Source organism: Alsobacter sp. R-9, assembly GCF_054612375.1.
This window is the reverse complement of the sequence record NZ_JBTSWJ010000002.1, coordinates 195417-221277: the sequence shown is the minus strand read 5'-3', so window position 1 is coordinate 221277 and position 25861 is coordinate 195417. Positions and strand designations below refer to the sequence as shown.

22 protein-coding genes are annotated in these 25861 nt (G+C 70.5%); 14 read left to right on the top strand and 8 right to left on the bottom strand.

From position 1 onward, the window contains the following. Positions 1 to 9 precede the first annotated feature (9 nt). The gene (locus ACX9GQ_RS03720; protein ID WP_459628195.1) at positions 10 to 1860 is read left to right on the top strand and encodes a PHA/PHB synthase family protein; all 1851 of its coding nucleotides are present in this window, start codon (positions 10 to 12) and stop codon (positions 1858 to 1860) included. A gap of 179 nt (positions 1861 to 2039) precedes the next feature. On the opposite strand, the gene ACX9GQ_RS03715 is transcribed toward ACX9GQ_RS03720, so the two are convergent. Further along, complete coding sequence (locus tag ACX9GQ_RS03715) at positions 2040 to 3404, bottom strand: OmpP1/FadL family transporter (RefSeq protein WP_459628194.1); 1365 nt, start codon at positions 3402 to 3404, stop codon at positions 2040 to 2042. Positions 3405 to 3840: 436 nt separating this feature from the next. Here ACX9GQ_RS03715 and ACX9GQ_RS03710 point away from each other — a divergent pair, with 436 nt between their 5' ends. Further along, positions 3841 to 4689 carry a fumarylacetoacetate hydrolase family protein gene (locus ACX9GQ_RS03710; RefSeq protein ID WP_459628193.1) on the top strand — a complete coding sequence of 283 codons (849 nt, stop codon included), beginning with the start codon at positions 3841 to 3843 and terminating at the stop codon, positions 4687 to 4689. Positions 4690 to 4741: 52 nt separating this feature from the next. Here ACX9GQ_RS03710 and argC read toward each other — a convergent pair whose 3' ends face one another. From argC to speB, 3 genes are all read right to left on the bottom strand, one after another. Continuing rightward, positions 4742 to 5671, bottom strand: a complete 930-nt coding sequence (argC, locus tag ACX9GQ_RS03705) for an N-acetyl-gamma-glutamyl-phosphate reductase (protein WP_459628192.1) — start codon at positions 5669 to 5671, stop codon at positions 4742 to 4744. A 254-nt stretch (positions 5672 to 5925) separates the two neighbouring features. After that, positions 5926 to 6423 (bottom strand): hypothetical protein, encoded by a 498-nt coding sequence (locus ACX9GQ_RS03700; protein WP_459628191.1) that lies wholly within the window; start codon positions 6421 to 6423, stop codon positions 5926 to 5928. Positions 6424 to 6532: 109 nt separating this feature from the next. Continuing rightward, positions 6533 to 7483 carry an agmatinase gene (gene speB / locus ACX9GQ_RS03695; protein ID WP_459628190.1) on the bottom strand — a complete coding sequence of 317 codons (951 nt, stop codon included), beginning with the start codon at positions 7481 to 7483 and terminating at the stop codon, positions 6533 to 6535. A 214-nt stretch (positions 7484 to 7697) separates the two neighbouring features. On the opposite strand from speB, the gene ACX9GQ_RS03690 reads away from it, so the two are divergent. Continuing rightward, entirely contained in the window at positions 7698 to 9062 is a 1365-nt protein-coding gene (locus tag ACX9GQ_RS03690) for an MBOAT family O-acyltransferase (RefSeq protein WP_459628189.1), read from the top strand. Positions 9063 to 9069: 7 nt separating this feature from the next. Next, complete coding sequence (locus tag ACX9GQ_RS03685; RefSeq protein ID WP_459628188.1) at positions 9070 to 10236, top strand: hypothetical protein; 1167 nt, start codon at positions 9070 to 9072, stop codon at positions 10234 to 10236. 105 nt (positions 10237 to 10341) lie between these two features. Here the strand turns inward: ACX9GQ_RS03685 and rpsI are convergent, their stop codons facing one another. The 3 genes from rpsI to ACX9GQ_RS03670 form a co-directional block, all read right to left on the bottom strand. Further along, on the bottom strand, positions 10342 to 10821 hold the full coding sequence (rpsI, locus tag ACX9GQ_RS03680) for a 30S ribosomal protein S9 (protein ID WP_459628187.1): 480 nt from the start codon (positions 10819 to 10821) through the stop codon (positions 10342 to 10344). Between the two features lie 2 nt (positions 10822 to 10823). Then, positions 10824 to 11288 carry a 50S ribosomal protein L13 gene (gene rplM / locus ACX9GQ_RS03675; RefSeq protein WP_459628186.1) on the bottom strand — a complete coding sequence of 155 codons (465 nt, stop codon included), beginning with the start codon at positions 11286 to 11288 and terminating at the stop codon, positions 10824 to 10826. A gap of 244 nt (positions 11289 to 11532) precedes the next feature. After that, complete coding sequence (locus ACX9GQ_RS03670; RefSeq protein WP_459628529.1) at positions 11533 to 12597, bottom strand: COX15/CtaA family protein; 1065 nt, start codon at positions 12595 to 12597, stop codon at positions 11533 to 11535. 169 nt (positions 12598 to 12766) lie between these two features. On the opposite strand from ACX9GQ_RS03670, the gene ACX9GQ_RS03665 reads away from it, so the two are divergent. After that, positions 12767 to 12976: a DUF2842 domain-containing protein gene (locus ACX9GQ_RS03665; RefSeq protein WP_459628185.1), complete on the top strand. Its 210-nt coding sequence runs from the start codon at positions 12767 to 12769 to the stop codon at positions 12974 to 12976. A gap of 78 nt (positions 12977 to 13054) precedes the next feature. Beyond that, positions 13055 to 15994 (top strand): DUF2339 domain-containing protein, encoded by a 2940-nt coding sequence (locus ACX9GQ_RS03660; RefSeq protein ID WP_459628184.1) that lies wholly within the window; start codon positions 13055 to 13057, stop codon positions 15992 to 15994. Between the two features lie 20 nt (positions 15995 to 16014). On the opposite strand, the gene ald is transcribed toward ACX9GQ_RS03660, so the two are convergent. After that, on the bottom strand, positions 16015 to 17133 hold the full coding sequence (ald, locus tag ACX9GQ_RS03655; RefSeq protein ID WP_459628183.1) for an alanine dehydrogenase: 1119 nt from the start codon (positions 17131 to 17133) through the stop codon (positions 16015 to 16017). Positions 17134 to 17276: 143 nt separating this feature from the next. On the opposite strand from ald, the gene ACX9GQ_RS03650 reads away from it, so the two are divergent. The 8 genes from ACX9GQ_RS03650 to ACX9GQ_RS03615 all read left to right on the top strand — a co-directional run bounded on the left by ACX9GQ_RS03650 (position 17277) and on the right by ACX9GQ_RS03615 (position 25845). After that, positions 17277 to 17744, top strand: a complete 468-nt coding sequence (locus ACX9GQ_RS03650) for an Lrp/AsnC family transcriptional regulator (protein ID WP_459628182.1) — start codon at positions 17277 to 17279, stop codon at positions 17742 to 17744. 93 nt (positions 17745 to 17837) lie between these two features. Beyond that, positions 17838 to 18110 (top strand): exodeoxyribonuclease VII small subunit, encoded by a 273-nt coding sequence (locus tag ACX9GQ_RS03645; protein ID WP_459628181.1) that lies wholly within the window; start codon positions 17838 to 17840, stop codon positions 18108 to 18110. A 160-nt stretch (positions 18111 to 18270) separates the two neighbouring features. Further along, the gene (gene dxs / locus ACX9GQ_RS03640) at positions 18271 to 20196 is read left to right on the top strand and encodes a 1-deoxy-D-xylulose-5-phosphate synthase (RefSeq protein WP_459628180.1); all 1926 of its coding nucleotides are present in this window, start codon (positions 18271 to 18273) and stop codon (positions 20194 to 20196) included. 106 nt (positions 20197 to 20302) lie between these two features. Next, on the top strand, positions 20303 to 21058 hold the full coding sequence (locus tag ACX9GQ_RS03635; RefSeq protein WP_459628179.1) for a TlyA family RNA methyltransferase: 756 nt from the start codon (positions 20303 to 20305) through the stop codon (positions 21056 to 21058). Continuing rightward, positions 21055 to 22329 carry a class I SAM-dependent RNA methyltransferase gene (locus tag ACX9GQ_RS03630; protein WP_459628178.1) on the top strand — a complete coding sequence of 425 codons (1275 nt, stop codon included), beginning with the start codon at positions 21055 to 21057 and terminating at the stop codon, positions 22327 to 22329. The genes ACX9GQ_RS03635 and ACX9GQ_RS03630 overlap by 4 nt, the downstream gene beginning before the upstream one ends. A gap of 15 nt (positions 22330 to 22344) precedes the next feature. Continuing rightward, the gene (locus ACX9GQ_RS03625; RefSeq protein WP_459628177.1) at positions 22345 to 23775 is read left to right on the top strand and encodes an FAD-binding oxidoreductase; all 1431 of its coding nucleotides are present in this window, start codon (positions 22345 to 22347) and stop codon (positions 23773 to 23775) included. Positions 23776 to 23887: 112 nt separating this feature from the next. Further along, complete coding sequence (gene fliK / locus ACX9GQ_RS03620; RefSeq protein ID WP_459628176.1) at positions 23888 to 25579, top strand: flagellar hook-length control protein FliK; 1692 nt, start codon at positions 23888 to 23890, stop codon at positions 25577 to 25579. Continuing rightward, on the top strand, positions 25576 to 25845 hold the full coding sequence (locus ACX9GQ_RS03615; RefSeq protein WP_459628175.1) for an EscU/YscU/HrcU family type III secretion system export apparatus switch protein: 270 nt from the start codon (positions 25576 to 25578) through the stop codon (positions 25843 to 25845). The genes fliK and ACX9GQ_RS03615 overlap by 4 nt, the downstream gene beginning before the upstream one ends. Positions 25846 to 25861 lie beyond the last annotated feature (16 nt).

Below are 25861 nucleotides of genomic sequence, written 5' to 3'. Positions count from 1 at the left end.
GCGCGGCGCATGAGGGTGCAGGACAAGAAGGGCCCGCAGGAGACCAGGGCTGCGGCGGTCGACACGCATCCCGCGGACGAACCGAAGGCGCCCCTCCCCGACCTCGAGGCGCTCGCCGCCAATACCGCCCGGCTGATGGAGGAAATGGGCAAGGCCACGGCTGCCGCCCTCAAGCCCGTCGAGGAAGGCCGCGCCAAGCCCGGCGTCAGCGAGGAGGTCAGCGACGTCGTCAAGACGCTCGGCCAGGTCGTCGAGCACTGGGCGATGGACCCTCAGCGCGTCGTGCTGGCCCAGACCAGCCTGACCAAGGGCTTCCTCGACCTGTGGACCGGCACGATGCGCCGCATGCAGGGCGAGGCCTCCGCCCCGGTCGCCGCGCCCGACCCGTCCGACAAGCGCTTCCGCGACCCCGAGTGGTCCGAGAACCCCGTCTACGACTTCATCAAGCAGGCCTACCTCATCACCACGCGCTGGGCAGAGGACCTCGTCCGCGAGGCCGACGGCGTCGACCCGCACACCAAGCACAAGGCCGAGTTCTACGTCCGCCAGATCGCCAGCGCGCTGGCGCCGACCAACTTCGTCGCCACCAACCCGGAATTGATGCGCGCCACGCTGAAGGAGAACGGCGAGAACCTCGTGCGTGGCATGAAGATGCTCGCGGAAGACATCGAGGCCGGCAAGGGCACGCTGAAGTTGCGACAGACGACGTCCGGCACCTTCGAGGTCGGCGTCAACCTCGCCACGACCCCGGGGAAGGTCGTCTTCCGCAACGACCTGATCGAACTCATCCAGTACGAGCCGACGACGCCGACCGTCTTCAAGCGCCCGCTGCTCATCGTCCCGCCGTGGATCAACAAGTTCTACATCCTCGATCTCAACCCGGAGAAGTCCTTCATCCGCTGGGCGGTGTCGCAGGGGCTCACAGTCTTCACCATCTCATGGGTGAACCCGGACGAGCGGCAGGCGAAGAAGAGCTTCGAGGACTACATGCGCGAGGGCATCTTCGAGGCCCTCGACGCCATCGAGAAGGCCACGGGCGAAAAGTCCGTCACCGCCATCGGCTACTGCGTCGGGGGCACGCTGCTTTCCGTCACGCTCGCCTACATGGCAGCCATCGGCGACAAGCGGATCGACAGCGCGACGCTGTTCACGACGCAGGTTGACTTTACCCACGCCGGCGATCTCTCGGTCTTCGTCGACGAGGACCAGATCCGCAGCCTCGAGGACCGCATGTACGCGCGCGGCTACCTCGAGGGCTCGTCGATGGCCTCGGCTTTCAACATGCTGCGGCCCAACGACCTCATCTGGCCCTACGTGGTCAACGTGTACCTGAAGGGCGAGAGCCCCTTCCCCTTCGACCTGCTCTACTGGAACTCCGACTCCACGCGAATGCCCGCCGCGAACCACTCGTTCTACCTGCGCAATTGCTACCTGGAGAACCGGCTGGCGAAGGGCGAGATGGAAATCGGCAACCAGACTCTCGACCTGAAGAAGGTGAAGATCCCGATCTACAACCTCGCCGCGCGGGAGGACCACATCGCCCCCGCCCGGTCGGTGTTCAAGGGGAGCAAGTGCTTCGGCGGCCCCGTCACCTACGTTCTCGCCGGTTCGGGCCACATCGCCGGCGTGGTCAATCCCGCCGGGAAGCCGAAGTACCAGTACTGGACCGGCGGAAAGGTCGAGGGGACGCTCGAGGAGTGGATCGGCAAGGCAAAGGAGACGCCCGGCACATGGTGGCCGCACTGGCTCGACTGGATCGCCGCGCAGGCCCCCGCGAAGGTGAAGGCGCGCAAGCCCGGCGGCCGCAAGCTCAAGCCGCTCGGTGACGCGCCGGGCGAATACGTCCGCGCAAGGGCCTGAACCGGTTGGCCGAACGCGCGCCGTGACGCCGCCGGCCCTTGCGTCCACGGGACGAAGGGTCGGCGTTACCGACAGTCAGATCTCCGAAAAGACGAAGGGCCGGCGTCACCGCCGGCCCCTGGCCATCGGGCGGGGAAGGTTTCGGGCCCGTCCCCGCCGATCCGGGTCTCGAAAGCGACTCAGTACTTCGCCTTGACCGGCAGCACGCCGGCCTTGGCCGAGGGATCGTCGATCCGGTAGCGCAGCGCGACCGAAACGATGTCGACATGGGCATCGGCCGTCCCGACGAGCGGCCCGAAGGTCGCCGAGTAGTTGGGATTGCCCGGCACCAGCGCGAGATTGGCTTCCTTCGTGAAGATGTGCGTGTAGCCGACGTCGAACGAGAGGCGCTCGTTCCAACGGTAGCTTGCGCCGATCGACGCCCAGATCCGGTCGTTGTCCGGCAGGCGGGGGCTGCGCACCTCGGTGTCGATCGGCGACAACTCGTAGCCGAGGCCCGCACGCACGGCCCACGACGGGTCGATCGCATACTCGCCGCCGACCGAGAAGTACCACCCGTCCTTGTAGCCGAGAGGCAGGAACGGACGCGCTGCCAGCGGCTGGCCGGTCGCATCGTTGACGACACGCGGGTAGCGCAGCCGGCTCCAGTTGGTCCACTCGACGCCGGCGAGCAGGTTGAAGCGGTCGCCGATCGCCTGCTTCAGGCCGACCGTGGCCTGCTCGGGCAGCACCGCGGTGGCGGAGAACGTGGTCGGGCGCAGGGCCGCCGGTCCGCCCGGGATGCCCTGGAAGTCACCCCCGAGCTCCTGCTGCACCATGGACCGGAAGCCGATGCCGATCGTGGTGCCGGGCAGCGGCGTGACCGTGGCGCCCAGCGTGTAGCCGACGCCCCAGCTGTCGCCGTCGAGACCGACGACGTTGGCCGTCGGGGTCGGTGTGGTGGCCGACATGTAGCGGGCCTTGAAGTAGACCACCCGCACGCCCGCGCCGAGGGACAGCCACTCGTTCACCTTCCAGCCGACCGTGGGCGAGAAGTCGGATGACACGACCTTGGTCGTCGAGCCATAGGTTCGCCCGGTGAACGAAGCGTCCGGCTTCGTCGCGAGGCCGTAGGGCACGGACCAGCTGTAGCCGATCCAGAATCGCTCGTTGATCTGCCAGGAACCGTAGGACGTGGGCAGCACGGCATCCTCGGCGATGTCGCCCGAGGCCGATCCCACATAGACCGGAGCCGAGCCGGCTCCCGGCTTGAGCTTGCCGTACGGCACGATGATGCTGAGGTTCGTTTCCGACTGCATCCCCGGCGCCATCGTGATCGTCGCCGGGTTCCAGAACATGGAGCCGAGCCCGGCCGCACCCGCAGCGGCGCCGGCAAAGGAGGCGCCCTGCCCCGCGGCGCTCTGCTCGCGCAGCCCGAAGGCGCCGGCGTGGGCGGAACTGCTGCAGGCCAGCGCCCCGGCGGCGACCCCGCCGAGGAGCGCAGCGATGGCGGCGGTGCGACGGGTCATGGGGCGGGCGACGGCGACGGTCTGCTTGACGGTCATGGACTGGCGATCCCTCGGGTCGTCTCGGCGTCTCGGCGCCGTTCTGTCACCTGTGTGTCATCGGCCGGGAGTCGGATCAAGGCGGGCGCCGGGGGCAAAACGAGGGGTTGCAACGGTCAAAACCAGGTTGAATCGGCCGAAACGGCGCGAAAAGCCGCGCTTTCGGAGTTCAAGGTCCGAGAAGTGCATTGGTTTAGATCGAAACCATCGGGATGGCCGGGAAAGCCCTTGTCCGCGGCAGGCGACCCCTTGGCCACATTCCTGCAGGGCGTTGCAGGTCGGTCACAGATGCAGGGCGCGCGTCAGCACCGCGTGGCGCACGCTTGCGGGACCGTGGAGGTCCAGCCAAACTCCCCGCGCCGAGAAGGCCACTTCAAACGTTTGAACCGCGCTCTGCAAAAACGGCGCGAGGCGGAAACATCCCGAGGACACCTCCATGAAACTCGTTCGGTTCGGTAAGGCGGGCGCCGAAAAGCCCGGCATCGTCGATGCGAAGGGGGTCGTCCGCGATCTCTCCGCCCACATCGAGGACTTCGCCGGAAACGCCCTGAATCCGCGCAACCTCGCCAAGCTGAAGAAGATCGACCTCGAAAGCCTCCCCGCCGTCCGCAAGGGAACGCGCCTCGGCTCTTGCGTCGCGCGCCCCGGCAACTTCATCGCCGTCGGCCTGAACTACGCCGACCACGCCGCCGAGACGGGCGCCGCGATCCCCACCGAGCCGATCCTGTTCAACAAGGCGCCGAACTGCGTACAGGGTCCGAACGACCCGGTGATGATCCCCAAGGGCTCCAAGAAGACCGACTGGGAGGTCGAGCTCGCCGTGGTGGTCGGCAAGACCGCGCTCTACGTCGATGAGAAGGACGCCCTCTCCTACGTCGCCGGCTACTGCATCTGCAACGACATCTCCGAGCGCGAATTCCAGGCCGAGCGCGGCGGGCAGTGGATGAAGGGCAAGGGCTCGCCCACCTTCGGCCCGCTCGGGCCGTGGCTCGTCACGCCCGACGAGATCAAGGACGTGCAGAATCTCGGCATGTGGCTCGAGCTCAACGGGAAGAAGGTGCAGAACGGCTCGTCGAAGACGATGATCTTCGGCGTGGCGCACCTCGTCTCCTACATCTCCCAGTTCATGCAGCTCGATCCGGGCGACGTGATCACCACGGGAACCCCGCCCGGCGTCGGCCTGGGCATGAAGCCACCGAAGTTCCTCAAGAAGGGGGACACGATGCGCGTCGGCATCGACGGCCTCGGCGTGCAGGAACAGACCGTCGTCGCCTGGGGCAAGTAATCGAGAAGGCGCGCGGCGGCCGTCACCCGGTCGCCGCGCCCTCCGGCCTGCGTCAGGCGAGGCCGAGCATCAGCTGCAGGTTCTGGACGGCGGCCCCGGAAGCGCCCTTCCCGAGGTTGTCCAGCCGCGCCACGAGCACCGCGTGGTGGCGGGCCGCATTGCCATAGACCCGCAGTTCCAGCCCGTTGGTATCGTTGAGGGCCTCCGGCTCCAGCTTCCCACCCTTGACCGAGGCGTCGTCCGCCTTCACCACGCTGACAAACTCGCTTCCGGCGAAGTGCTCCACGAGCACCGCCTCGAGGTCCGCGGGCGCGGGCTTGCCGGGGAGTGTGTCGAGGTGCAGCGGCACGCTGACCAGCATTCCCTGCCGGAAGTTGCCGACGGACGGCACGAAGATCGGCCGCCGGGTCAGCATCCCGTAGCGCTGCAACTCGGGGAGGTGCTTGTGCTCCAGCCCCAGCCCGTAGAGCTCGAAGGGCGGCGCCTTGCCGCTCTCGTAGGCCTCGATCATGGACTTCCCGCCGCCAGAGTAGCCGCTCACCGCGTTCACCGTCACCGGATGGTCGGCCGGGAGTAGCCCGGCATCGACGAGCGGCCGGATGAGCGCGATCGCGCCGGTCGGATAGCAGCCCGGATTGGCGACGAGGCGTGCCCGCCGGATGGCGTCGGCCTGTCCGGGCGCCATCTCCGCGAAACCATAGACCCAGCCCTCGGCGACCCGATGGGCCGTCGACGCATCGAGCACCTTCGGCCCATTGCCGCCGAGCGACTGCGCCAGCGCGGCCGATTCCTTGGCCGCGTCGTCGGGAAGGCAGAGGACGACGGCGTCCACCGCCGCCATCATGTCCCGGCGCGCGGCGGGATCCTTCCGCCGTTCGGGATCGATGCTCAGCACCTTCACGCCCGGCAGCGCGTCGAGTCGCTCCCGGATGCCGAGCCCGGTGGTGCCGGCTTCGCCGTCGATGAATACGTTCGCGACCATGGCAGGATCTCGCAGGTCTGCGGCGCAGGGCGCCGGTATCGTCAAGGGAAAGAAGGCAAGGTGGCCGCTGAGGCCGGCAGGCGCCGTTCGGCGCGCGTCATCGCGCCGCCGGGCGCGGCAGTCGTCGCAGGTCGAAGGAGGCGATCGACGTCGTCATGGGTTTTGTGGTGCGGCACCGCGGGCTGCATGTCAAGCCGTGCCTGTCGAACGGGCCTGGCACGGCCGGCCGGGCACGAGTGCCGCCAGCAGCATGCTCAGCGGCCGATGGGCTCGCTCGCCACCGCAATCACAACGTGCCCGACGGCCGGCAGGTCCTCACGCATGACCACCCCCAGCGGCCACGCATCGTCATCCTCGCGAGCAGGTCGAAGAGGCCGAACATCGATCGTTGCCATGGTCGTGCGCGCACGCCCCCACGCCACGTCCTTGCGACGGCCGACGCCATAGTGCCCGCTGCCGTCGCCACCGATGGGGGCGATGCTGAACCCACCGCTGTCCTCCGCGAAGATGCGCAGATCGAGTCGGTCGAGGTCCTTCAAGCCGAACGTGAGGGAAATCTCGCATGCCGCACCGAGATCGCAGGTGACGTGCTGCTCGCCCGCGAACGCGCCGTCCGGCTGAAGCTCCGCCACGAAGATCACGTGACGCCGCGGCGGGTCGCCGGATACCACCGGGCGGACCCACCCGGCGCCGCCGACATTGAAGAGCGTGGAACACAGGAGGACACGCCGGCCAGCATCCCGAAGCGACATGGTCGCCTCCCCCGATCATGAAGAACCTCCCTGATGCGGAAAGGTTCCGTTCGGAGCCGAAATCACGCTGGACCGTCTATGGGTTTCCGAAGGGTGTCGCGTTGTTTTCTTATCGCGCCACCCAGGCCTGCAACACGTGCTGAACGACCGTCGCCGCCGCGATGGCCGTGATGTCGGCGTGATCATAGGCGGGCGCCACCTCGACCACGTCCATGCCGCGCCAGTCGAGTCCGCCGAGCGCCCGCAGGAGCATCAGGGCCTGCGCGGAACTCAGTCCGCCGGAGACGGGGGTTCCGGTCCCCGGCGCGAAGGCGGGGTCGAGCACATCGATGTCGAAGGTGAGGTAGGCCGGCCCCTCCCCCACGCGACGGCGGACGAGATCCGCCACGGCACCCACGCCCAGCTCGTGGACGCGATAGGCATCGACCACGGCAACGCCGAAATCCTGCGGTGCGCAGGTCCGGATGCCGATCTGGATCGAGCGCGCGGGATCGATCAGCCCTTCGCGGACGGCCGTCGTGACGAAGGTCCCGTGGGAGACGCGCGCGCCCCCGTCGTCGTCCCAGGTGTCCTGGTGGGCGTCGAACTGCACGAGCGCCAGCGGCCCATGCCGGCGGGCGTGCGCACGCAGCAGCGGCAGCGTCACGAAGTGGTCGCCGCCCAGCGTGAACAGCCGGGCGCCGCTCGCGAGGATCGCGGAGGCCTCCGCCTCGATGGCGGCCGGCACGAGATCCGGGCGCCCGTGGTCGATGAAGGCGTCGCCGTAGTCGACCACCACCCGCTCGGCGAAGGGATCGCGCCCGGAGGGATACTGGGGGTCCCCGTCGAAGATGGCCGACGCCCGGCGGATCGCCTGCGGGCCGAACCGGGCCCCTGGCCGGTTCGATGTCGCGCAGTCGAAGGGGATGCCCCAGACCACTCCGTCCACGCCGGCGAGATTCCGGCTGTAGGGCCGTCGCATGAAGGAGAGAGCGCCGGAAAACGTCGGCTCGACGGCACCGCCGGTGCGCGCGCCGCGGAAGGCGTTGTCGACGAGGGAGGGCGGGTGCTCGGCGGTCATGGCAGCGTCCGGGAAAGGGGCTGGACGATAGCAGCCGCACCCGGGCCGGCAAGCGCCGTGCCGGACACGAAGCGAACGTGAAGGTGTGGTGAGTGGAACGCGATCCGAGCCGCACGGCGCTTCCGGCGTCGGCGGCCGCCGCGTCGCGGGCCCGACCCTTTACCCTCGGCGGTCGGACCGATATCACCGCTGCGCAACTAAGGGTTGTGCAGCGGTGCTATTCCACGCCCAGGTCTTCCTGCTCCTGTTCCTTCCGGTCACGCTCGCGCTCTACTTCGCGGCGGCCGGCAGCCCGGCGTGGCGCCAGCGGGTGCTCATCGTTGCCTCGGCGGTGTTCTACGGCTGGTGGGACGTGCGCTTCCTGCCCCTGCTGCTGGGGCAGATCGTTGGCACCTGGGTTCTCGCCGCCCTGTCCGACGGCGGACGGCGCCACGGCGTCATCGCGCTGGGCATCGTGCTGAACCTCGGCTCGATCTTCTCCTTCAAGTACCTGGATTTCGTCATTCACAACCTCCAGGCGCTGGGGCTTTCGGTCCCGACCGCCGGCCTCGTGCTGCCCATCGGCATCTCGTTCTTCTCGTTCCAGCTCATCTCCTACCTCGTCGATCTGCGGCGTGGAGACGTTCCGCTCTATCCGCTGCGGGAGTTCAGCCTCGTCGTCCTGCTGTTCCCGCACCTGATCGCGGGTCCCATCGTCCGCCACCGCGAGCTGGTGCCTCAGTTCGCCCTCGACCCGCGGCGCGAGGGCCTCGACCAGCGTCTGGCGGTCGGCTTCGTCATCATGACGCTCGGCCTGATGCAGAAGGTCCTGCTCGCCGAGAGGCTGGCGAAGATCGTCGACCCCCTGTTCGCCCGGGCGGAAGTGGCCCCATTGTCCTTCGGCGAGGCCTGGACCGCGGCGCTGGGATTCACCTTCCAGCTGCTTCTGGACTTCTCCGCCTACTCCACGATGGCCATCGGCATCGCGCTGATGATGGGGTTCACGTTCCCCGAGAACTTCAACCGCCCCTACCTCTCCACCGACCTGCGCGATTTCTGGCGCCGCTGGCACATGTCGCTCGGCGCCTTCCTGCGCGACTACGTCTACATCCCGCTCGGCGGCAGCCGCATGGGCCAGGCGCGGTTCGTCCTCGCCATGCTCGGCACCATGACGATCTGCGGCATCTGGCACGGCGCGGCCTGGACGTTCGTGGCGTGGGGCGTCATGCACGGCGTCGGGATGGTCGTGGTCCACGGCTGGCAGCAGCTGCGGCGGCCCCTCCCCGCTCCGGTGGCATGGGTGGCCACCATGCTCTTCGTCATCGTGGGCTGGGTCCTGTTCCGGGCCACGAGCTTCTCGTCGGCGGCCTCGATCCTGGGCTCGATGGGGGGAGGCCACGGCTTCGGCGGGGGGCTCAAGGCGGCGCCGCTGATGGCGGTGAGCGCAGCCGTGTGCCTGTTCGTGCCGCCCAACCACGCCATCATCGCGCAGGCCAGGCCATCCCGCCTCGTGGCGGCCGGGGCCGCGCTCGCCACGATCGCCTGCATCCTCGTCGTCGGGCAGGACGCTCCGACGAACTTCATCTATTTCCAGTTCTGAGGCCGGCATGCGCGATCCCGCCGGCCGCCGCCCCGCCCGACGCATCCTGCCCGCCGCGTGGGCGGCTCGCCTGCGCTCCGGCTGGAATCGCGTTTCCGCCCGCATCTTCGCCGAGCGCAGCGACCGGGCCGCCTGGCATAGCATGGCGCGCACGCTCGCCGTGTCGCTGGGCGGCGGCCTCGCCGCGGTGGGCGCCTTCATCACCCTCGTGGATCCCTACGACGTCGTGCCGTTCTCGCCCCCGGCGCAGCGGCCCATCATGGATCTCAACCAGCGGTGGATGTACCCCTCCATCGTCCGCTCGGGGCGCTACGACAGCCTCGTCATCGGCACCTCGACGATCCGCCTCCTCGACCCGCAGGAGCTCGACCGGGCCTTCGGCGGGCGCTTCGCCAACCTGGCGATGAACTCCGCCACGGCGTGGGAACAGCTCCAGGTCGCACAGCTGTTCCTGCGGGAGAAGGGCGCGCCAAGAACTCTCCTCGTCGGCATCGACTTGCCGTGGTGCGCGCAGAACGCCGACAAGGAAACGATCACCTTCCGCGGCTTTCCGCCGTGGATGTACGACGACAACCGGTGGAACGACATTCTCCACCTCTTCAACGGCAAGACGCTGGAGATCGCGTTTCGCCTGGTGGGGTACTGGATCGGCGTCCGGGAGCCCCGCTACCGCGAGGACGGCTACGAGGTTTTCGTGCCGCCGGAGAGCCAGTACGACCTCGCCCGCGTGCGGACACACCTCTATCCCAACGGCCAGACGCCCCTCCCGCCGGTGGAGCCACCCGTCACGCTGTCGCGCGAACAGAAGGCGCGCCTGCGGTTCCCGGCGGTCGAGTGGCTGTCAGACTATCTCGACGCGCTCGCCAACCGCACCCGCATCGTCATCGCCGTCATGCCGGTACACATCACGGGGCAGCCGCAGGCCGGCAGCGAGGCTGCGGCCGTCGAGCGCACGTGCATCGAGCGCATCGCCGCCATGGCCCACCGGTACAACGCCCTCATGGTGGACTGGCGATATCCCTCGGCGCTCACCCGGGACGACACACGGTATTGGGACCCGCTCCACTACCGCCTCCCGGTGGCAAGCGGGATCGTGCGCACGCTGGAGGCCGCATCGCGCGGCGAGACGTCGAAGGACGGGTCGTGGACGGTGCTGTCCCGGCCAGCCCCTTGATCGGCGCCGCGAAGCCCGCCGACGCGAAGGGACCCTTCCGAGGATCTGAAACGACAACGGCCGGCGCGAGGCCGGCCGTTGCGACGATATCGGGTGAAGTGCCGGTCAGCGCTTCGAGAACTGGAAGCTCCGGCGGGCCTTCTTGCGGCCGTACTTCTTGCGCTCGACCACACGGCTGTCGCGCGTGAGGAAGCCGACCTTCTTGAGGACGCCGCGCAGCTCGGGCTCGAAGTGCGTGAGCGCCTTCGCGAGGCCGTGACGCACCGCGCCGGCCTGGCCGGAGAGGCCGCCGCCATCCACCGTGACGACGATGTCGTACTGGTTCATGCGGTTGGCCACGAGGAGCGGCTGCTGCAGGATCATGCGCAGCACCGGGCGGGCAAAGTACACGCCGACGTCACGCTCGTTGACGGTGATCTTGCCCGGGCCGGGCTTGATCCAGACGCGGGCGACCGCGTCCTTGCGCTTGCCGGTCGCGTAGGCGCGGCCCTGGGCGTCGAGCTTCTGGACGTGCTTGGGAGCCTCGGAGGCGGCCGGAGCGACGGCGCCCTTGAGGTCCTGCAGGGACTGGAGGGTCTCAGCCATGGTCAGGCGCTCCTGGCGTTCTTGCGGTTCAGGGCGGCGACGTCCAGCGACACGGGCTGCTGGGCCTCGTGCGGATGGGCGCCTCCCTTGTAGACACGGAGGTTCGAGAGCTGCTGGCGGCCGAGCGGGCCGCGCGGAAGCATGCGCTCCACCGCCTTCTCGAGGACGCGCTCCGGGAAGCGGCCGTCGAGGATGAACTTCGCCGAGCGCTCCTTGATGCCGCCGGGGAAGCCGGTGTGATGGTGGTACACCTTCTGGTCGCGCTTGCGTCCCGTCAGGATCACCTTCTCGGCGTTGATGACGATGACGTTGTCGCCGCAGTCGACGTGGGGGGTGAACGTCGCCTTGTGCTTGCCGCGAAGGCGCATGGCGATGAGCGACGCGAGCCGGCCCACGACGAGGCCTTTCCCGTCGATGAGCACCCACTTCTTGTCGACCTCGGCAGGCTTGGCCGAATAGGTCTTCATGGTCCAGGTTCCGCTGATGGGCCGCCGGGGTGAGCCGGAGCGGCGTCGGGAGCGCGATGCCCCGAACCGGGCCACCGCAACGATGGCGTGCGGATAATGCAGCGTGGACGTGCCGTCAAGTCTTGCCTGACCCGCGATGGCCTGAAAAACGAAGCAAAATCAGACGGCTGAACGAGAAGGTATTAAAATACCGCGATATAGGTAAAATAATACCGCGCGTTTCCTTGCTGGCTCGTCGCGGCGATCAGGCCCGGGCCAGCACCCGCCAATGCACCACCGCCATCGCCAGCACGACCATGGCGAACGCCTGGTGGAGCAGACCGAGCGACAGTGGCACCTGCCACAGGAGCGTCGCGATCCCAACCGCGGCCTGCGCGGCCACGAGCCCGGCGATGGCCGTGCCCCGGCCGGCCGCGCTGCTTCCCGGAAGCGCGCGGCGGAGCGCCACTGCCTGCCACACCGCCAGCGCGAGCAGGCCATAGGCGGTCATGCGGTGGTTGAACTGCACCGTCAGGTGATTGTCGACGAGGTTCTCGAACCACGGCGTGCCGAAGAACAGGTCGGAGAGCGGCGGGATGAGCCGCCCATCGATCAGGGGCCACGTGTTGTAGATGAGGCCGGCCTTCGACCCTGCAACGAGTGCGCCCAGCGCGATCTGGAGCAGGGTCAGGACGACCGTCCAGCCGGCGAGGCGCCGGAAACGTCCGGGAACGGCCTCCGCCTTGCGCTCCCGCAGCCCCACGGCGACGGCCACAAGTCCCGTGAAGATGATGCTGGCGGTCGTGAGATGCAGCATCAGCTTCACCGGCGCCACCGCAGTCATGCCGGGCTTCAGTCCCGAGGCGACCATCAGCCAGCCGATGGCTCCCTGCAGGCCGCCCAGCGCGCCGAGCCCGAGCACCGCAAGCATCAGCCGGCCCCTGAGGTGTCCCAGCAGCGTGAAGGCGACGAAACCCACGCCGAAGACGAGGCCGATGAAGCGGCCGAGCTGCCGGTGGCCCCACTCCCACCAGTAGATCTCCTTGAACTCGCCGAGGCTCATGCCCTTGTTGACGAGCTGGTACTGGTCGATCTGCCGGTATTTCTCGAACTCTGCGAGCCACTGCGCCTCGGAGAGCGGAGGGATGGCGCCCGTCAGCGGCCGCCACTCCGTGATCGACAGGCCGGAACCTGTGAGCCGGGTCGCGCCGCCCACGACCACCATGAGGAAGACGAGCCCGGCGAGCGTCCAGAGCCACGCCCGAACGGGCGCGAGACTCCGGGGGCCGGCCGGCGCCTTGGTGGTCGCATCGAGGGCGAGGGTCATGATCGCGGTCCGCACGTTTCCGGCGCCGTGGTCGCATCGGACTTGATCGGCGCTCGCGCGGCGACACATAGTCCCCGCCGCGCGGCGGAACAATGGCCGCGACGCCGGGACGCGGGCGCCGAGCCCGGTCGTGGCGGCCCCCTTTCGATCCTGAGGCAGTGTCCGGACCCGCATGACCCGCAGATCCCGCAAGTTCGTCGGCGCCGTCGCCATGCTGGTCTTCGTGATCGTCTACGCGCTGGCCGTCATGTCGCTGGCACAGGGACGGCTGCAGGACGCGGGCAACACGGCCCAGACGATCTTCTACCTCGTCGCCGGCCTCTCCTGGGTGCTGCCGCTCATGCCGCTGATCCGCTGGATGGAGCGTCCGGACCCCGAGTAACCGCCCTCGCAACCGGCAGTGGCGGTCCCGTTGCGCGCGGAGTAGCCTCACGGCCGCATCGGGCACGGGGGCGTCTTGATGGAGTGGGTCCTGCTGCTGCTGATCGGGCTTTCGATCCCGGTCATGGGCGTCGCCGGCTTCGTCATGGCGCTGAATGCGCGCCGCAGGATCACCGAGCTCGAGCGGAAGGTGGTGGCGCTCACGGCCGGCGCCGCGCTGGCAGTACCGCCTGCGACCGACCGACCGGAGGAACAGGCGCCATCGACCGCGGCCGCCGCCCCCGAAGCCGCCCCGCCGACGGATCTGGCAGACGAGGAAGAAGAGGGCGAAGACCGGTCCCTCGTGGCCGGAGCCCGGCAGCCCCAGCCGGCAGGGGAAGAACCGGCTGCTCCTCTCGCTGCACGTGAGGGCCTCGACGAACACGGCAACGCGACGCCCCCTCTCCCGCGTCCGGAGGAAGCGAAGGCTCCCCGGCCGAGCCTCGAAGAACAGATCGGCACGCGCTGGGCCGTGTGGCTCGGCGGCGTGGCGCTGGCGCTCGGTGGTCTCTTCCTCGTCCGCTATGCCATCGACCAGGGGTTCTTCGGGCCCACGGCGCGCGTCATCTCCGGCGCACTCTTCGCCGCCGCCCTGCTGGCCGCGGGCGAATGGATGCGCCGCCGCGACGCGGGCTCCGGCGCTGCAGTCATCCCGCTTGGCGCGCTGCCACCGGCGCCGATCCCGGCCGTGCTGACCGCCGCGGGCACGCTCAGCGCCTTCGGCACGGCCTACGCTGCGCACGCGCTCTACGACATGATCGGCCCCGCGACGGCCTTCGTGCTGCTCGGCGCGATCGGCCTCGGCACCATGGCGGCCGCCGCGCTGCACGGTCCATGGCTGGCCGGGCTCGGGCTTGCCGCCGCGTTCGTCGCGCCCGTGCTGGTATCGTCGGCCGAGCCGCGCCCGTGGCCCGTCGTCATCTACATCGCGATCGTCGCCGCCGCCGCCTACGCGCTGTCGCGCCTGCGTCTCTGGCTCTGGCTCGCCATCGCGACGGCGGTCGGCGGCCTGCTGTGGGGCGTCCTGATCATCGAGGGCGCCTTCCGCAACCACGTCGAGGCGATGGTGCACGTGGTCGTGCAGGCCGGGCTCGCCGCCCTCTTCCTCGGCTGGGACGCGCATCGCCGCGACGCCGACGCCCGTGCAAGCTTCGATCCGGCCGCCACCTGCATCCTCGCCGCCTTCGCGTTGCTGGCCGCCTACAAGCTCCAGGTCGCGGGGCTTGGCCCGGGCAGGCCCGCCTTCGCCTTCGTCATGCTGGCCCTTCTGTGGGGGACCGCGCTGCGCCTGCCGGCCGTCGCGGCCTCTGGGCTCGCTGGCGCAGCCGTGGTCGTCGCCGCGCTCTTCGCGTGGCCGGTGGCTTCGGAGGCCGCACGCGAACCGGTCACGGTTCTGCCGGGCGCCCCGTCGAACCCGCCCTTGCCGGACGCGCTCTGGCAGTTGCTCGTCCTGTCGCTGGCGAGCGGCGGGATCCTCGCGGCCGGCGCCTTCGTTCGGCTGATGCGCACGCCGGTGATCGCACCCGTCGCCACCGGGCTCTACGCGGCGGCGGGCGTCGCCGGCCCACTCGCCATCCTCGTCACGGCCTGGTGGACGGTGAGCGACTTCGAGCAGTCGATCCCCTTCGCCCTCGCGGCAGGCTTCATGGCGGTGGCCTTCGTCGCCGCTGCCGCCCAGTTCCGCGGCATTGCCCTCGCCGCCCCTGCCTCTCCCCCTGCTCCGCGCCCCGAACCACCCATCGAGGGAGCCATGGCGGAAACGGGCGAGGCCGCCGCGGCTCCAGTGTCAGACGTCGACGAGCCGGCTCCGTCGGAGACGGACTTCGCCGTCGTCGGTCACCGCTCGGCCCGGTTCGGGCTGGAGGCCTGCGCGGCCGGGGCGCTCGCCGCGCTCGCGGCGGGCCTCACCATGGTGCTCGACAAGGGCGGCCTTACCGTCGCCCTCGCGCTGTCGGCCGCGGGCGCCGCCTGGGTCACGACCCGCGAGCCCGTCGGCACCCTGCGCTACGCCGTGGGCGTGCTGGGTGTCGCGGTGCTCGGCCGGCTGGTCTGGGACCCCACGATCGTCGGCGGCGAGATCGGCGGCCTGCCGGTGCTCAACTGGCTGCTCTGGGGTTACGGCGTCCCGGCGCTGGCCTTCGGGCTCGCCTCGGTCTGGCTGCGCCGGCAGAAGGACGACCAGGTCGTCGCGTTGTGCGAGGCGCTGTCGATCGCCTTCACCGCCCTGCTGCTGATGACCGAGATCCGCCACGCGGTCACCGGCACGCTGGACGACCGCGAGCCCGGCCATGTCGAGACGGGGCTCCAGGCCTTCGCCAGCCTCGTCCACGGCGGCGTCCTCGTGTGGCTCGAGATCACGCGGCGCAGCACCGTCATCCGCATCGGCAGCTACGTCATGGGCGGGCTCGGGCTCGGCGCCTCGGTGTTCGGGCTCGTGCTCGCGGTCAACCCGCTGCTCTCCGGCTCGGAGCGGGTGGCGGGCGGAGCGGTCTTCAATTCGCTCCTGCCCGGATACCTCATGCCGGCACTGGCGGCGCTGGGGCTGGCGCTGGTCGCGCGCGAACGGCGGCCCCGCTGGTTCCAGCTCGCGGCGATGGCGCTCGCCTTCGTCCTGCAGTTCCTCTGGATGGTCATGCTGATCCGCCACCTCTACCAGGGCGAGCGGATCGTGCTGTGGCGGCCGACGGGCGACGCGGAGCTCTACACCTACTCCGCCGCCTTCCTCGTCATGGGCCTCGCCCTGCTGGCCTTTGGGGTCGTCCGGCAGTCGCGGACCGCGCGCCTCGCCTCGGGGCTCTACGTCCTGCTGACGGTCGGCAAGGTGTTCCTCGTCGACATGGACGGCCTCACCGGCGTCTGGCGGGCCCTGTCCTTCATCGGGCTCGGGCTCGCGCTGGTCGGGATCGGCCTCGTCTACCAGAAGCTGGTGTTCGGCCGCCGCCCCGCCGCCCCGCCGCCGGCACCCGGTCCGGCGGCGTAGCGGCCGGTATTCGACCGGCCTCAGAGGCCGAGGATCGACTCGGGCGAGACGAAGGCGAGGCCGTGCGCCTCGGCGACCGGCTGGCAGGTGACCTTGCCGTCGTGCACGTTGAGCCCGTCGCGCAGGTATCGGTCGTCCGCCAGCGCCTTGCGCCAGCCCTTGTCCGCCAGCGCCAGCGTGAAGGGCAGCGTCACGTTGTTGAGCGCGAACGTGGATGTGCGCGCCACCGCGCCCGGCATGTTGGCGACGCAGTAGTGCACGACGTTGTCGACCACGTAGGTCGGGTCGGCGTGCGTCGTCGCCTTCGACGTCTCGCAGCAGCCGCCCTGGTCGATGGCGACGTCGACGATCACGGAGCCGGGCTTCATCGTCTTCAGCATGTCCCGGGTGACGAGCTTGGGCGCCGCCGCGCCGGGGATGAGCACGCAGCCGATGAGGAGGTCCGCGCGCTTCACCAGTTCGCGCAGCGCGTCCCGGGTCGAGAAGATCGTCCGCACGCCTGTACCGAACTGGGTGGCAAGGCGCCGCAGCACGTCGGCCGAGCGATCGACGACCGTGACATTGGCTCCCATGCCGAGCGCGATGGTGGCCGCGTGAGTGCCCGAGACGCCGCCGCCGAGCACGATCACCTCGGCCGCCGGGACACCCGGCACGCCGCCGAGCAGGATGCCACGCCCGCCGGCCGCCTTTTCGAGGCAGTGCGCGCCGACCTGAGGCGCAAGCCGGCCCGCGACCTCCGACATGGGGGTCAGCAGGGGCAGGCCGCCGCTGGGGGACGTCACTGTCTCGTAGGCGATGCAGGTGGCGCCCGACGCGACGAGGTCCTGCGTCTGCTCGGCGTCCGGGGCCAGGTGGAGATAGGTGAACAGCACCTGTCCGCGGCGCAGCTTCCGGCGCTCTGAGGCTAGCGGCTCCTTCACCTTCACGACGAGGTCGGCCTCGGCGAACACGGTATCGGCGTCGGCGACGATGCGCCCGCCCGCGGCGGCATAGTCGGCGTCGGCAATGCCGGAGCCGAGCCCCGCTCCGGTCTCGACCAGCACCTCGTGCCCGTGGTGCACCAGTTCCGCCACGGACGAGGGCACGAGGCCCACCCGGTACTCGTGGTTCTTGATCTCCTTCGGCACCCCGACGCGCATCAATACCTCCCTGTCCGAACGAAGCCATGGCCGGCCTCCGTCGCAGTCTGCACCGCTCGCCTGAGGATTTCTCGCCAATTCCGGGCTTGTCCCGAGCAGAACTTCGAATATCCTGCGGTACTGTTCAGCTGAAGGTGCAGGACATGCACAAAATCGACCTCGACGCGCGCGATCGTGCCATCCTGACGCTGCTGCAGACGGACGGCCGCATCACCAACGCGGAACTCGCCGAACGGGTGCATCTGTCGCCCTCGGCCTGCCTCCGGCGGGTGAAGATCCTCGAGGAATCGGGGTTGGTGAAGGGCACCGTCATGCTGCTCGACGAGGCGGCCGCCGGCCTGCCCGGCACGGCGTTCGTGTTCGTGACCCTCGACCAGCAGGGCCGTGTCAGCCTGGACGCATTCGAGGCGGCGGTCGCCCGGCACCCCGAGATCCTCGAGTGCTACCTCCTCGCCGGAACGGCCGACTACCTGCTGCGCATCGTCTTCGCGGACACCGCCGACTTCGAGCGCATCCACCGCAATGCGCTCACGACGCTTCCCGGCGTGGTGCGCGTGCAGTCGACCCTCACGCTGCGCACCGTGAAGCGGACGACCGCACTCCCGGTCTGACCCGCGCCCCACGGTCAGGCTCGGGCAGGCATGCCACCGTGCCGCGCTTGCACGCGCGGCGGCGGCACCGATATACCGTGCCGACCGAGGAGAATGTCCGTGACCGACGCCGCAGCCGCAGCCGACATCGCCGCCCTGCCCTTCGAGAAGGCGCTGGCGGAGCTCGAGACGATCGTGACGCGCCTCGAGCGCGGCGACGTGCCCCTCGAGGAATCGCTGACGATCTTCGCCCGCGGCGAGGCGCTGAAGGCGCATTGCGAGACGCTGCTTCGCTCGGCCGAGGCCCGCATCGAGAAGATCACCCTCGGCGCGGACGGCCAGCCCCGGGGCGCAGAACCGCTCGACGTGGACCGTCCCGCCTCATGATCCGTCCTGTCCGGAACGCTTCCCCGAAGGTCGCGCTTGCGTCCTTCGACGCCTCGGGCAGGCTCGGACGGGAGCCCAACTCCACGGTGGCCAAGCGCGAAATCGAGTGTATAGTTTGGTTGACACTTCATGTGTCGGCTCTAGTTGACAGGCGGATGCCGTGACCAGCCCGACCCCTCTCCTCGACACCGTCGAAACCCCCGAGGATCTCCGGCTTCTGCCGGAATCGTCCCTGCGCCAGCTCGCCGACGAACTGCGGGCGGAGACGATCAGCGCGGTGTCCGTCACCGGCGGCCACCTCGGCGCCGGTCTCGGCGTCGTCGAGCTGACGGTCGCCATCCACCACGTCTTCGACACACCCCGCGACCGGCTGATCTGGGACGTGGGCCACCAGGCCTATCCGCACAAGATCCTGACCGGGCGCCGCAACCGCATCCGCACCCTGCGGCAGGGCGGCGGCCTCTCCGGCTTCACCAAGCGCGCGGAAAGCGAATACGACCCCTTCGGCGCCGCGCATTCCTCGACGTCGATCTCGGCGGGCCTCGGCATGGCCGTCGCCCGCGACCTCGACGGCAAGTCGAACAACGTCATCGCCGTCATCGGCGACGGTTCGATGTCCGCCGGCATGGCCTACGAGGCGATGAACAACGCCGGCGCGCTCGATTCCAAGCTGATCGTCATCCTCAACGACAATGACATGTCGATCGCCCCGCCGGTCGGCGCCATGTCGTCCTACCTGTCGCGCCTGCTCTCCGGGCGCACCTACATGACGCTGCGCGAGATCGGCAAGCAGTTCACCGGCCACTACCTGCCCAAGCGCATCGACCGCACGATCACCCGCGCCGTCGAGCACGCCCGCGGCTTCGTCACCGGCGGCACGCTCTTCGAGGAACTCGGCTTCTATTATGTGGGCCCGATCGACGGGCACGACCTCGACCATCTTGTGCCGATCCTCAAGAACGCGCGCGACACGGCGAGCGGTCCCATCCTGATCCACGTCGTCACGCAGAAGGGCAAGGGCTACGCCCCGGCCGAGGCCTCGGCGGACAAGTACCACGGCGTCAGCACCTTCGACGTCATCACCGGCGCGCAGGCGAAGCCCAAGGCCAACGCCCCCGCCTATACCCGCGTCTTCGCCGACGCGCTGATCGCCGAGGCCCGCAACGACGACCGCATCGTCGCCGTCACCGCGGCCATGCCGTCGGGCACCGGCCTCGATCTGTTCGCCAAGGAGTTCCCGAAGCGGACGTTCGACGTCGGCATCGCGGAGCAGCACGCGGTGACCTTCGCCGCGGGACTCGCGACGGAAGGCTTCAAGCCGTTCTGCGCGATCTACTCGACCTTCCTGCAGCGCGCCTACGACCAGGTGGTGCACGACGTGGCGCTGCAGTCGCTGCCGGTGCGCTTCGCCATCGACCGCGCCGGCCTCGTGGGGGCCGATGGGCCGACGCATGCGGGCTCGTTCGACGTCGCCTATCTCGGCATCCTGCCGGACATGGTGGTGATGGCGGCCTCCGACGAAGCCGAGCTCGTCCACATGGTCGCGACCGCCCGTGCCTACGAAGAAGGCCCCATCGCCTTCCGCTATCCGCGTGGCGAAGGCGTCGGGGTCGAGATGCCGTCAGTCGGCGTGCCGCTGGAGATCGGCCGCGGCCGCATCGTCCGCGAGGGCACCCGCGTCGCCCTTCTCTCGCTCGGGACCCGGCTCGCCGAGTGCCTGCTCGCCGCCGAGGAACTGGCCGCCCGCGGCCTGTCCACGACGGTGGCGGACGCCCGCTTCGCCAAGCCGCTCGACACCGACCTGATCGACCGCCTCGCCCGCGAGCACGAGGTGCTGGTCACGGTGGAGGAAGGCTCCGTCGGCGGGTTCGGCTCCTTCGTGATGCAGCACCTCGCCGAGACCGGCGCCCTCGACGCAGGACTGCGGGTCCGCAGCATGGTCCTGCCCGACACGTGGCTCGACCACGACAAGCCGGAGCGCATGTATGCCCGCGCCGGCCTCGACGCGAAGGGCATCGTCTCCAAGGTGCTGGGTGCGCTGGGTCATGCCGCCGGCGCCAAGGCCGGACGCAGCCTCATCGCCTGACGGCTGGCTGCCGACCCCGGCAGTCGGCTGGACCGGCGCTTGCGGCATGCGGCGCGATGGCCTAGGCCACGCGCATGATGGCTCTCGTGCCCGGATCCACCCTCCGATGAACGGCAAGCGCGCCGACGTGGCGCTGGTCGAGCGCGGCCTGTTCGAGAGCCGGGCGAAGGCACAGGAGGCCATCGCGGCCGGCCTCGTGCTTGCCGACGGCCGGCCCGTGACAAAGCCTTCCGCCCTCATCGCCGACAACGCCTCCGTCGTGGCGCAGCCGCCCCACCCCTGGGTGTCGCGTGGCGGCGTCAAGTTGGCGGCGGCGCTTGACCGTTTCGGAATCGATCCGGCGGGTCGCGCCTGCCTCGACGTCGGTGGCTCGACCGGCGGTTTCACCCACGTGCTCCTGACGCGCGGGGCGAGCACCGTGACGGCCGTTGACGTCGGCCGAGACCAGATGCACCCCTCGCTGCGCGGCCATCCCCGCCTGCGTCTCATGGAGCAGACGGACGCGCGGTCGTTGTCTCCCGCCACGGTGGGGACGCCGCCCGATGTCATCACCTTCGACGTGAGCTTCATTCCCTTGCAGCCGGTCCTAGCCCATGTCCTCCCCCTCGCCGCACCGGCGGCCGTGATGGTCGCTTTGGTCAAGCCGCAGTTCGAGGTCGGCCGGCAGCACCTGAAGAAGGGGATCGTCCGCGACGCCGCCGTGCGCGAGGAGGCCTGCGCCGGAGTGAGCCGCATCGTGGAGACGCTCGGCTGGACGGTCGACGGGCTGATGCCCTCCCCCATCGAGGGCGGCGACGGCAACCAGGAGTTCCTCCTCGCCGCCCACAAGGGATCGCTTGGCCCAGGGACAGCGTCCTCATGACCGCCGAAATGACCGCGGAACGCCTGCGGATCGACCGCCTGGGCCAGCGCGGCGACGGCATCGCCGTGACCGCCTCAGGGCCGGTGTTCGTGGCCGGGGCCTTGCCGGGCGAGGTCGTTCTCGCCGAGGTTTCTGGCGATCGCGGCCGCCTCGTCGCGGTCGAAACCGCCTCGCCGGAGCGCCGCGAGCCGACCTGCCCGCTCGTCGGCCGCTGCGGCGGTTGCGCCACGCAGCACATGGCCGGGCCGCTCTACGCGGGCTGGAAGCAGGGGCTCGTCTCTGCCGCGCTGGCGCAGGCCGGCGTCGATGCCCCCGTCGAGACGATGATCCCGGCCCATGGCGAGGGCCGGCGGCGCGTCACGCTGCACGCCCGCCGGGAGGGCGCCGGGGCCGTCGTCGGCTTCATGGCCGCGCGCAGCCACGACATCGTGCCTGTCGAGGCCTGTCCGCTGCTCGTCCCGTCGCTCAACGGCGCCCTGTCGGCCGCCACGGCACTCGCCCGCGCGCTCGCGGGATCGAACAAGCCCCTCGATATCCAGATGACCGCCACCTCCGGCGGCATCGACGTCGACATCCGCGGCCATGGCCCGGCGTCGCCGCGCCTGCGCGAGACGCTGGTGACGCTCGCCGCTCGGCTCGACCTTGCCCGCCTCTCCATCCACGGCGATGTCGTCGTCGAGCGACGTCCGCCGGTGGTGGGGGTCGGTCCCTCTGCCCTCGTCCCGCCCCCCGGTGGCTTCCTGCAGGCCACCGCGGCCGGAGAGGAGGTCCTCGGGCGCCTCGTGGTGGAGGGCGTCGGAAAGGCGAAGGCCGTCGCCGACCTCTTCGCCGGCGTCGGGCCCTTCGCGCTCCGGCTCGCGGCGGGAGCGCGCGTACACGCCGTCGAGAGCGACGCGGCGGCCCTCGCGGCGCTCGACCGCGCCGCACGCGGCACGCCAGGCTTGCGCCCGGTCACGACCGAGACGAGGGACCTCTTCCGCCGGCCGCTCATCGGTCCGGAACTCGCCGCCTACGACGCCGTGGTCTTCGACCCGCCCCGCGCCGGCGCCGAGGCGCAGGCCAGAACGCTCGCCGCCTCCGCGGTTCCCGTCGTCGTCGCGGTGTCCTGCAACGCCGGGACCTTCGCCCGCGACGCCGCGATCCTTGCCGCGGGCGGCTACGAGGTCTATCGGGTGACCCCGGTCGACCAGTTCCTCCACTCGGCCCACGTCGAGATCGTGGGCGTCTTCCGCAAGGCCCCGAAGACACGCGTGCGCCGCACCCTCCGCTGACCCGCAGGACCGCCGATGCCCGACAGCCGCCCCTCCGTTTCTCCCGCCGCCTGCCTCGACCGCCTCGCGGCGATCGTCGGCGCGAAGTACGTGCTGTCGTCGCCCGAGGACAAGGCGCCGTTCCTCGTGGAATGGCGCGGGCTCTACCGGGGCATCGCGCTCGCGGTCGTGAAGCCCGGGTCGGTGCAGGAAGTGGCCGACGTGCTCCGTTTCGCCAACGAGAGCGGCTACCGGGTCGTCCCGCAGGGCGGCAACACGGGGCTCGTGGGCGCGCAGGTCCCGCAGGACGGGGAGCGCGAGATCGTCCTGAGCCTCGTGCGGATGGACCGCATCCGCGAGATCGACCCCGCGTCGGACACGATGACGGTCGAGGCCGGCGTGACGCTGCTGCGGGCGCAGGAGGCGGCGCGCGACGCCGCCCGCCTGTTCCCGCTGTCGCTCGCTTCCGAGGGCACCTGCACCATCGGCGGCAACCTCGGCAGCAATGCCGGCGGCACCGCCGTCCTCGCCTACGGCAACGCCCGCGAACTCGTGCTCGGACTGGAGGTCGTGCTCGCCGACGGTCGGGTCATGAACACGCTCGGCAAGCTGCGCAAGGACAACACGGGCTACGACTTGAAGAACCTCTTCATCGGTTCCGAAGGCACGCTCGGCGTCATCACCGCCGCCGTCCTGAAGCTCTTCCCGCAGCCGCGCTCGGTCGTCACCGCGCTCATTGGTCTGCCGTCGCCCGAGGAGGCGCTGGCGCTGCTCATGCACGCCAAGGCGGTGGCTGGCCCCTCCGTCACCACCTTCGAGTTGATGCCGCGCTTCGGCATCGACATCGTCGTCACCCACATGCACGGCTGCCGCGATCCGCTGGCCCAGCGCCACGCCTGGTACGTGCTGATGGAACTGTCCTCGCCGCGCGACGAGGACCTCGAGGCGACCTGCGAGGCGATCCTCGGCACCGCCTTCGAGAAGGGCTGGGTCGAGGACGCCGTCGTCGCGTCCTCACTCGACCAGCGCAACGCCCTGTGGCGGCTGCGCGAGGCGCTCTCAGAAGGCCAGGGTCACGAGGGCGGGTCGATCAAGCACGACATCTCGATCCCGATCGCCGCGCTGCCGCGCTTCATCGCCGAGACCGACGCGGCGCTGCTGGAACTGGTCCCCGGCTGCCGGCCCCTGCCTTTCGGTCACATGGGCGACGGCAACCTCCACTACAACGTCTCGCAGCCCGTCGGGGCGGACAAGGCGGCCTACCTCGCCCGCTGGGACGAGGTGAACGCCCTCGTCCACGGCCGCACCGTCGCCGCCGGCGGCTCGATCTCCGCCGAGCACGGCATCGGCAAGCTCAAGCGGGAGTTGCTGAAGCAGGTGAAGGACCCCGTGGCGCTCGAGCTCATGCACACGATCAAGGCCGTGCTTGACCCCCGCGGCACGCTCAATCCCGGCAAGGTGCTTTGACGCCGCGTCGGATCGGTTAACCGATCGTCAACGCCTCTGTGGCGTCGTGGACGGTGGAACCGCCGCCGGCCACTGCAGCGCGCCGGGCGCCGGCGGGACCCGCGGAGGTCCCATGCCCATCGACGGCGTCAGGTCGAACACCCCCACCGCCGCCAAGGCGGCCGTCGTGCCGGGCCAGAGCGGCAACCCCGCCGAGGTGGTGGAGGCGCGCGCGGCAGCAATCCTCGACGGCGGCCTCGTCCGCTTCAACACGGCGTACGGCCCGCTCGACCTCGCCGTGGAGCAGCCGATCTCCGTCGGCGACCGGGCCCGCATCCTGATCGAGAACACCGGCGCCAAGCTGACGCTCACCTTCCTCGGCCTCACCGCGCGGGGCGCGGCGGCGACGGCCGCGCTGTCCCAGCCTCTTGCAGGGCTCGATCCCGCCGCTGCGAGGCTCGCCTCTGCCGGAGCGGCCCCCGACGAGGCCCTCGCCGTCGCCCAGGCCGCGGCCCGGGCCGCAATCCCCACCCAGCAGCCCGCCTCGGTCCTGATGGCGCGCCTCGCGGCGGCACTGGGCGACGCGTCCGGCGGGCTGCCGCCATCCGTTCGCGACGCCGCCACGCAGGTGCTGTCCCAGGCCCTGAGGACCGAGGCCCCTCTCGACGCCGAGACGCTGCGCCAAGCGATCCAGCGCTCGGGCATCTTCGGCGAGGCGTCTCAGGCCCGGACAGGAACGGTCCTTCCCGATCTCAAGCAGGCCCTGGTCGCCCTCAGGGCCGCCTTGTCGGGCTGGCAGCCGTCATCCCTGCAGGGCGGATTACCCCCGGGCACGGCCGCCGCCGCGCTTGCGAGCGGCGAGAGCGTCCAACCGGGGACACCGGCCCCGCCGTCTTCCGCCGCGGCGTCGGTCCCGAACGTCCCCGGCACGTCCTCCTCCGCCGCGGCCAACCCTGCGGCAGCAGCGGGAACCACGGAAATGGCCGCGGACGGGGCGACGCAGCCGGTCCGCGTGGCGCCCGGCATGCCAGGAGCGGCAGCAAACGCGGCCGCGCCCTCCGATCCGGCCCGACCCGCAGCGCCGCAGCCCGCCCTGCCTCTGCAGTCGCCGGACGCCCTGGACCTGCCGCCGGCCGCCCTCCGCCAGATCGTCGCCCGCGCCTTCGGATCGCCCGACGCGCGTCCGACCGCAAGCGACGCAGCGGCCGCCGACCGACAGGCCGGCGCCGTGCCCCGCGCCGACATGCCGCCCCGCGCCCCCGCGCCGGAGCGGTCCCCACCCGGCTTCGCCGCCCTGCCGCCGGACGAAATGAAGGAGCGCCTGCTGTCGGCCACGGAAGGGGCCCTCGACCGCATCCAGTTGTCCCAGTACGCCTCGCTGCCGCGCGAGGCCCCGGCAACGGCTCCGGGCAGCACGCCCGTACCCCAGCAGCCCGCGCAGCAACCGCCGGCGGCGTGGGTCCTCGACGTCCCCCTGCTCAACGGCCGCGAGGCCTCGCTCGCCCAGTTCCGCGTGACGCGGGACGGAGGCGGCAATGCCGGGGCCGCCGAGGGTCCCGTCTGGAGCATCGATGTCGCGCTCGACACCGGCGAGACCGGTCCCGTCCACGCCCGCGTCCGGCTGGGCGCCGGCCGGCTCGGCGTGACACTGTGGGCCGAGCGCCCCGAGATCGCCGATCGCCTGCGCAACGACATGCCGGCCTTGCGGCGGACCCTCGACGAGGCCGCCTTCGCGGTGGAGGACGTCGCAGTGCTCCACGGAGCCCCGGCCGCGCCGCCGCGCGGCGGCCGGCAGGCCGGCTACCTGCTGGACACCCGCTCATGACCGCCGCACCCGACCCCCGCAGGATCGCTGTCGCGCTCGAGTACGACCGCATGGGCGCCCCGCGCGTCACGGCCAAGGGCCGCGGCGCCACCGCCGAGCGCATCCTCGACATCGCCCGCGAGCACGACATCCCGCTCGAGGAGGACCCGCTGCTCGCGGAGGCGCTCGCCCGGGTGCCGCTCGACGACGAGATTCCGGTGGAGCTCTACCGCGCCGTGGCGACCGTCATCGGCTTCATCCTGGCCAACCAGCGCCGCGGGCGCTGAGCGACCGACACGACCG

Excerpts from the sequence above, each read along its gene's own strand:
- ACX9GQ_RS03720 (WP_459628195.1), top strand. The coding sequence starts at position 10 with ATGAGGGTGCAGGACAAGAAGGGCCCGCAGGAGACCAGGGCTGCGGCG.
- ACX9GQ_RS03715 (WP_459628194.1), bottom strand. The coding sequence starts at position 3,404 with ATGACCGTCAAGCAGACCGTCGCCGTCGCCCGCCCCATGACCCGTCGC.
- ACX9GQ_RS03710 (WP_459628193.1), top strand. The coding sequence starts at position 3,841 with ATGAAACTCGTTCGGTTCGGTAAGGCGGGCGCCGAAAAGCCCGGCATC.
- argC (WP_459628192.1), bottom strand. The coding sequence starts at position 5,671 with ATGGTCGCGAACGTATTCATCGACGGCGAAGCCGGCACCACCGGGCTC.
- ACX9GQ_RS03700 (WP_459628191.1), bottom strand. The coding sequence starts at position 6,423 with ATGTCGCTTCGGGATGCTGGCCGGCGTGTCCTCCTGTGTTCCACGCTC.
- speB (WP_459628190.1), bottom strand. The coding sequence starts at position 7,483 with ATGACCGCCGAGCACCCGCCCTCCCTCGTCGACAACGCCTTCCGCGGC.
- ACX9GQ_RS03685 (WP_459628188.1), top strand. The coding sequence starts at position 9,070 with ATGCGCGATCCCGCCGGCCGCCGCCCCGCCCGACGCATCCTGCCCGCC.
- rpsI (WP_459628187.1), bottom strand. The coding sequence starts at position 10,821 with ATGGCTGAGACCCTCCAGTCCCTGCAGGACCTCAAGGGCGCCGTCGCT.
- rplM (WP_459628186.1), bottom strand. The coding sequence starts at position 11,288 with ATGAAGACCTATTCGGCCAAGCCTGCCGAGGTCGACAAGAAGTGGGTG.
- ACX9GQ_RS03665 (WP_459628185.1), top strand. The coding sequence starts at position 12,767 with ATGACCCGCAGATCCCGCAAGTTCGTCGGCGCCGTCGCCATGCTGGTC.
- ACX9GQ_RS03660 (WP_459628184.1), top strand. The coding sequence starts at position 13,055 with ATGGAGTGGGTCCTGCTGCTGCTGATCGGGCTTTCGATCCCGGTCATG.
- ald (WP_459628183.1), bottom strand. The coding sequence starts at position 17,133 with ATGCGCGTCGGGGTGCCGAAGGAGATCAAGAACCACGAGTACCGGGTG.
- ACX9GQ_RS03650 (WP_459628182.1), top strand. The coding sequence starts at position 17,277 with ATGCACAAAATCGACCTCGACGCGCGCGATCGTGCCATCCTGACGCTG.
- ACX9GQ_RS03645 (WP_459628181.1), top strand. The coding sequence starts at position 17,838 with ATGTCCGTGACCGACGCCGCAGCCGCAGCCGACATCGCCGCCCTGCCC.
- ACX9GQ_RS03635 (WP_459628179.1), top strand. The coding sequence starts at position 20,303 with ATGAACGGCAAGCGCGCCGACGTGGCGCTGGTCGAGCGCGGCCTGTTC.
- ACX9GQ_RS03630 (WP_459628178.1), top strand. The coding sequence starts at position 21,055 with ATGACCGCCGAAATGACCGCGGAACGCCTGCGGATCGACCGCCTGGGC.
- ACX9GQ_RS03625 (WP_459628177.1), top strand. The coding sequence starts at position 22,345 with ATGCCCGACAGCCGCCCCTCCGTTTCTCCCGCCGCCTGCCTCGACCGC.
- fliK (WP_459628176.1), top strand. The coding sequence starts at position 23,888 with ATGCCCATCGACGGCGTCAGGTCGAACACCCCCACCGCCGCCAAGGCG.
- ACX9GQ_RS03615 (WP_459628175.1), top strand. The coding sequence starts at position 25,576 with ATGACCGCCGCACCCGACCCCCGCAGGATCGCTGTCGCGCTCGAGTAC.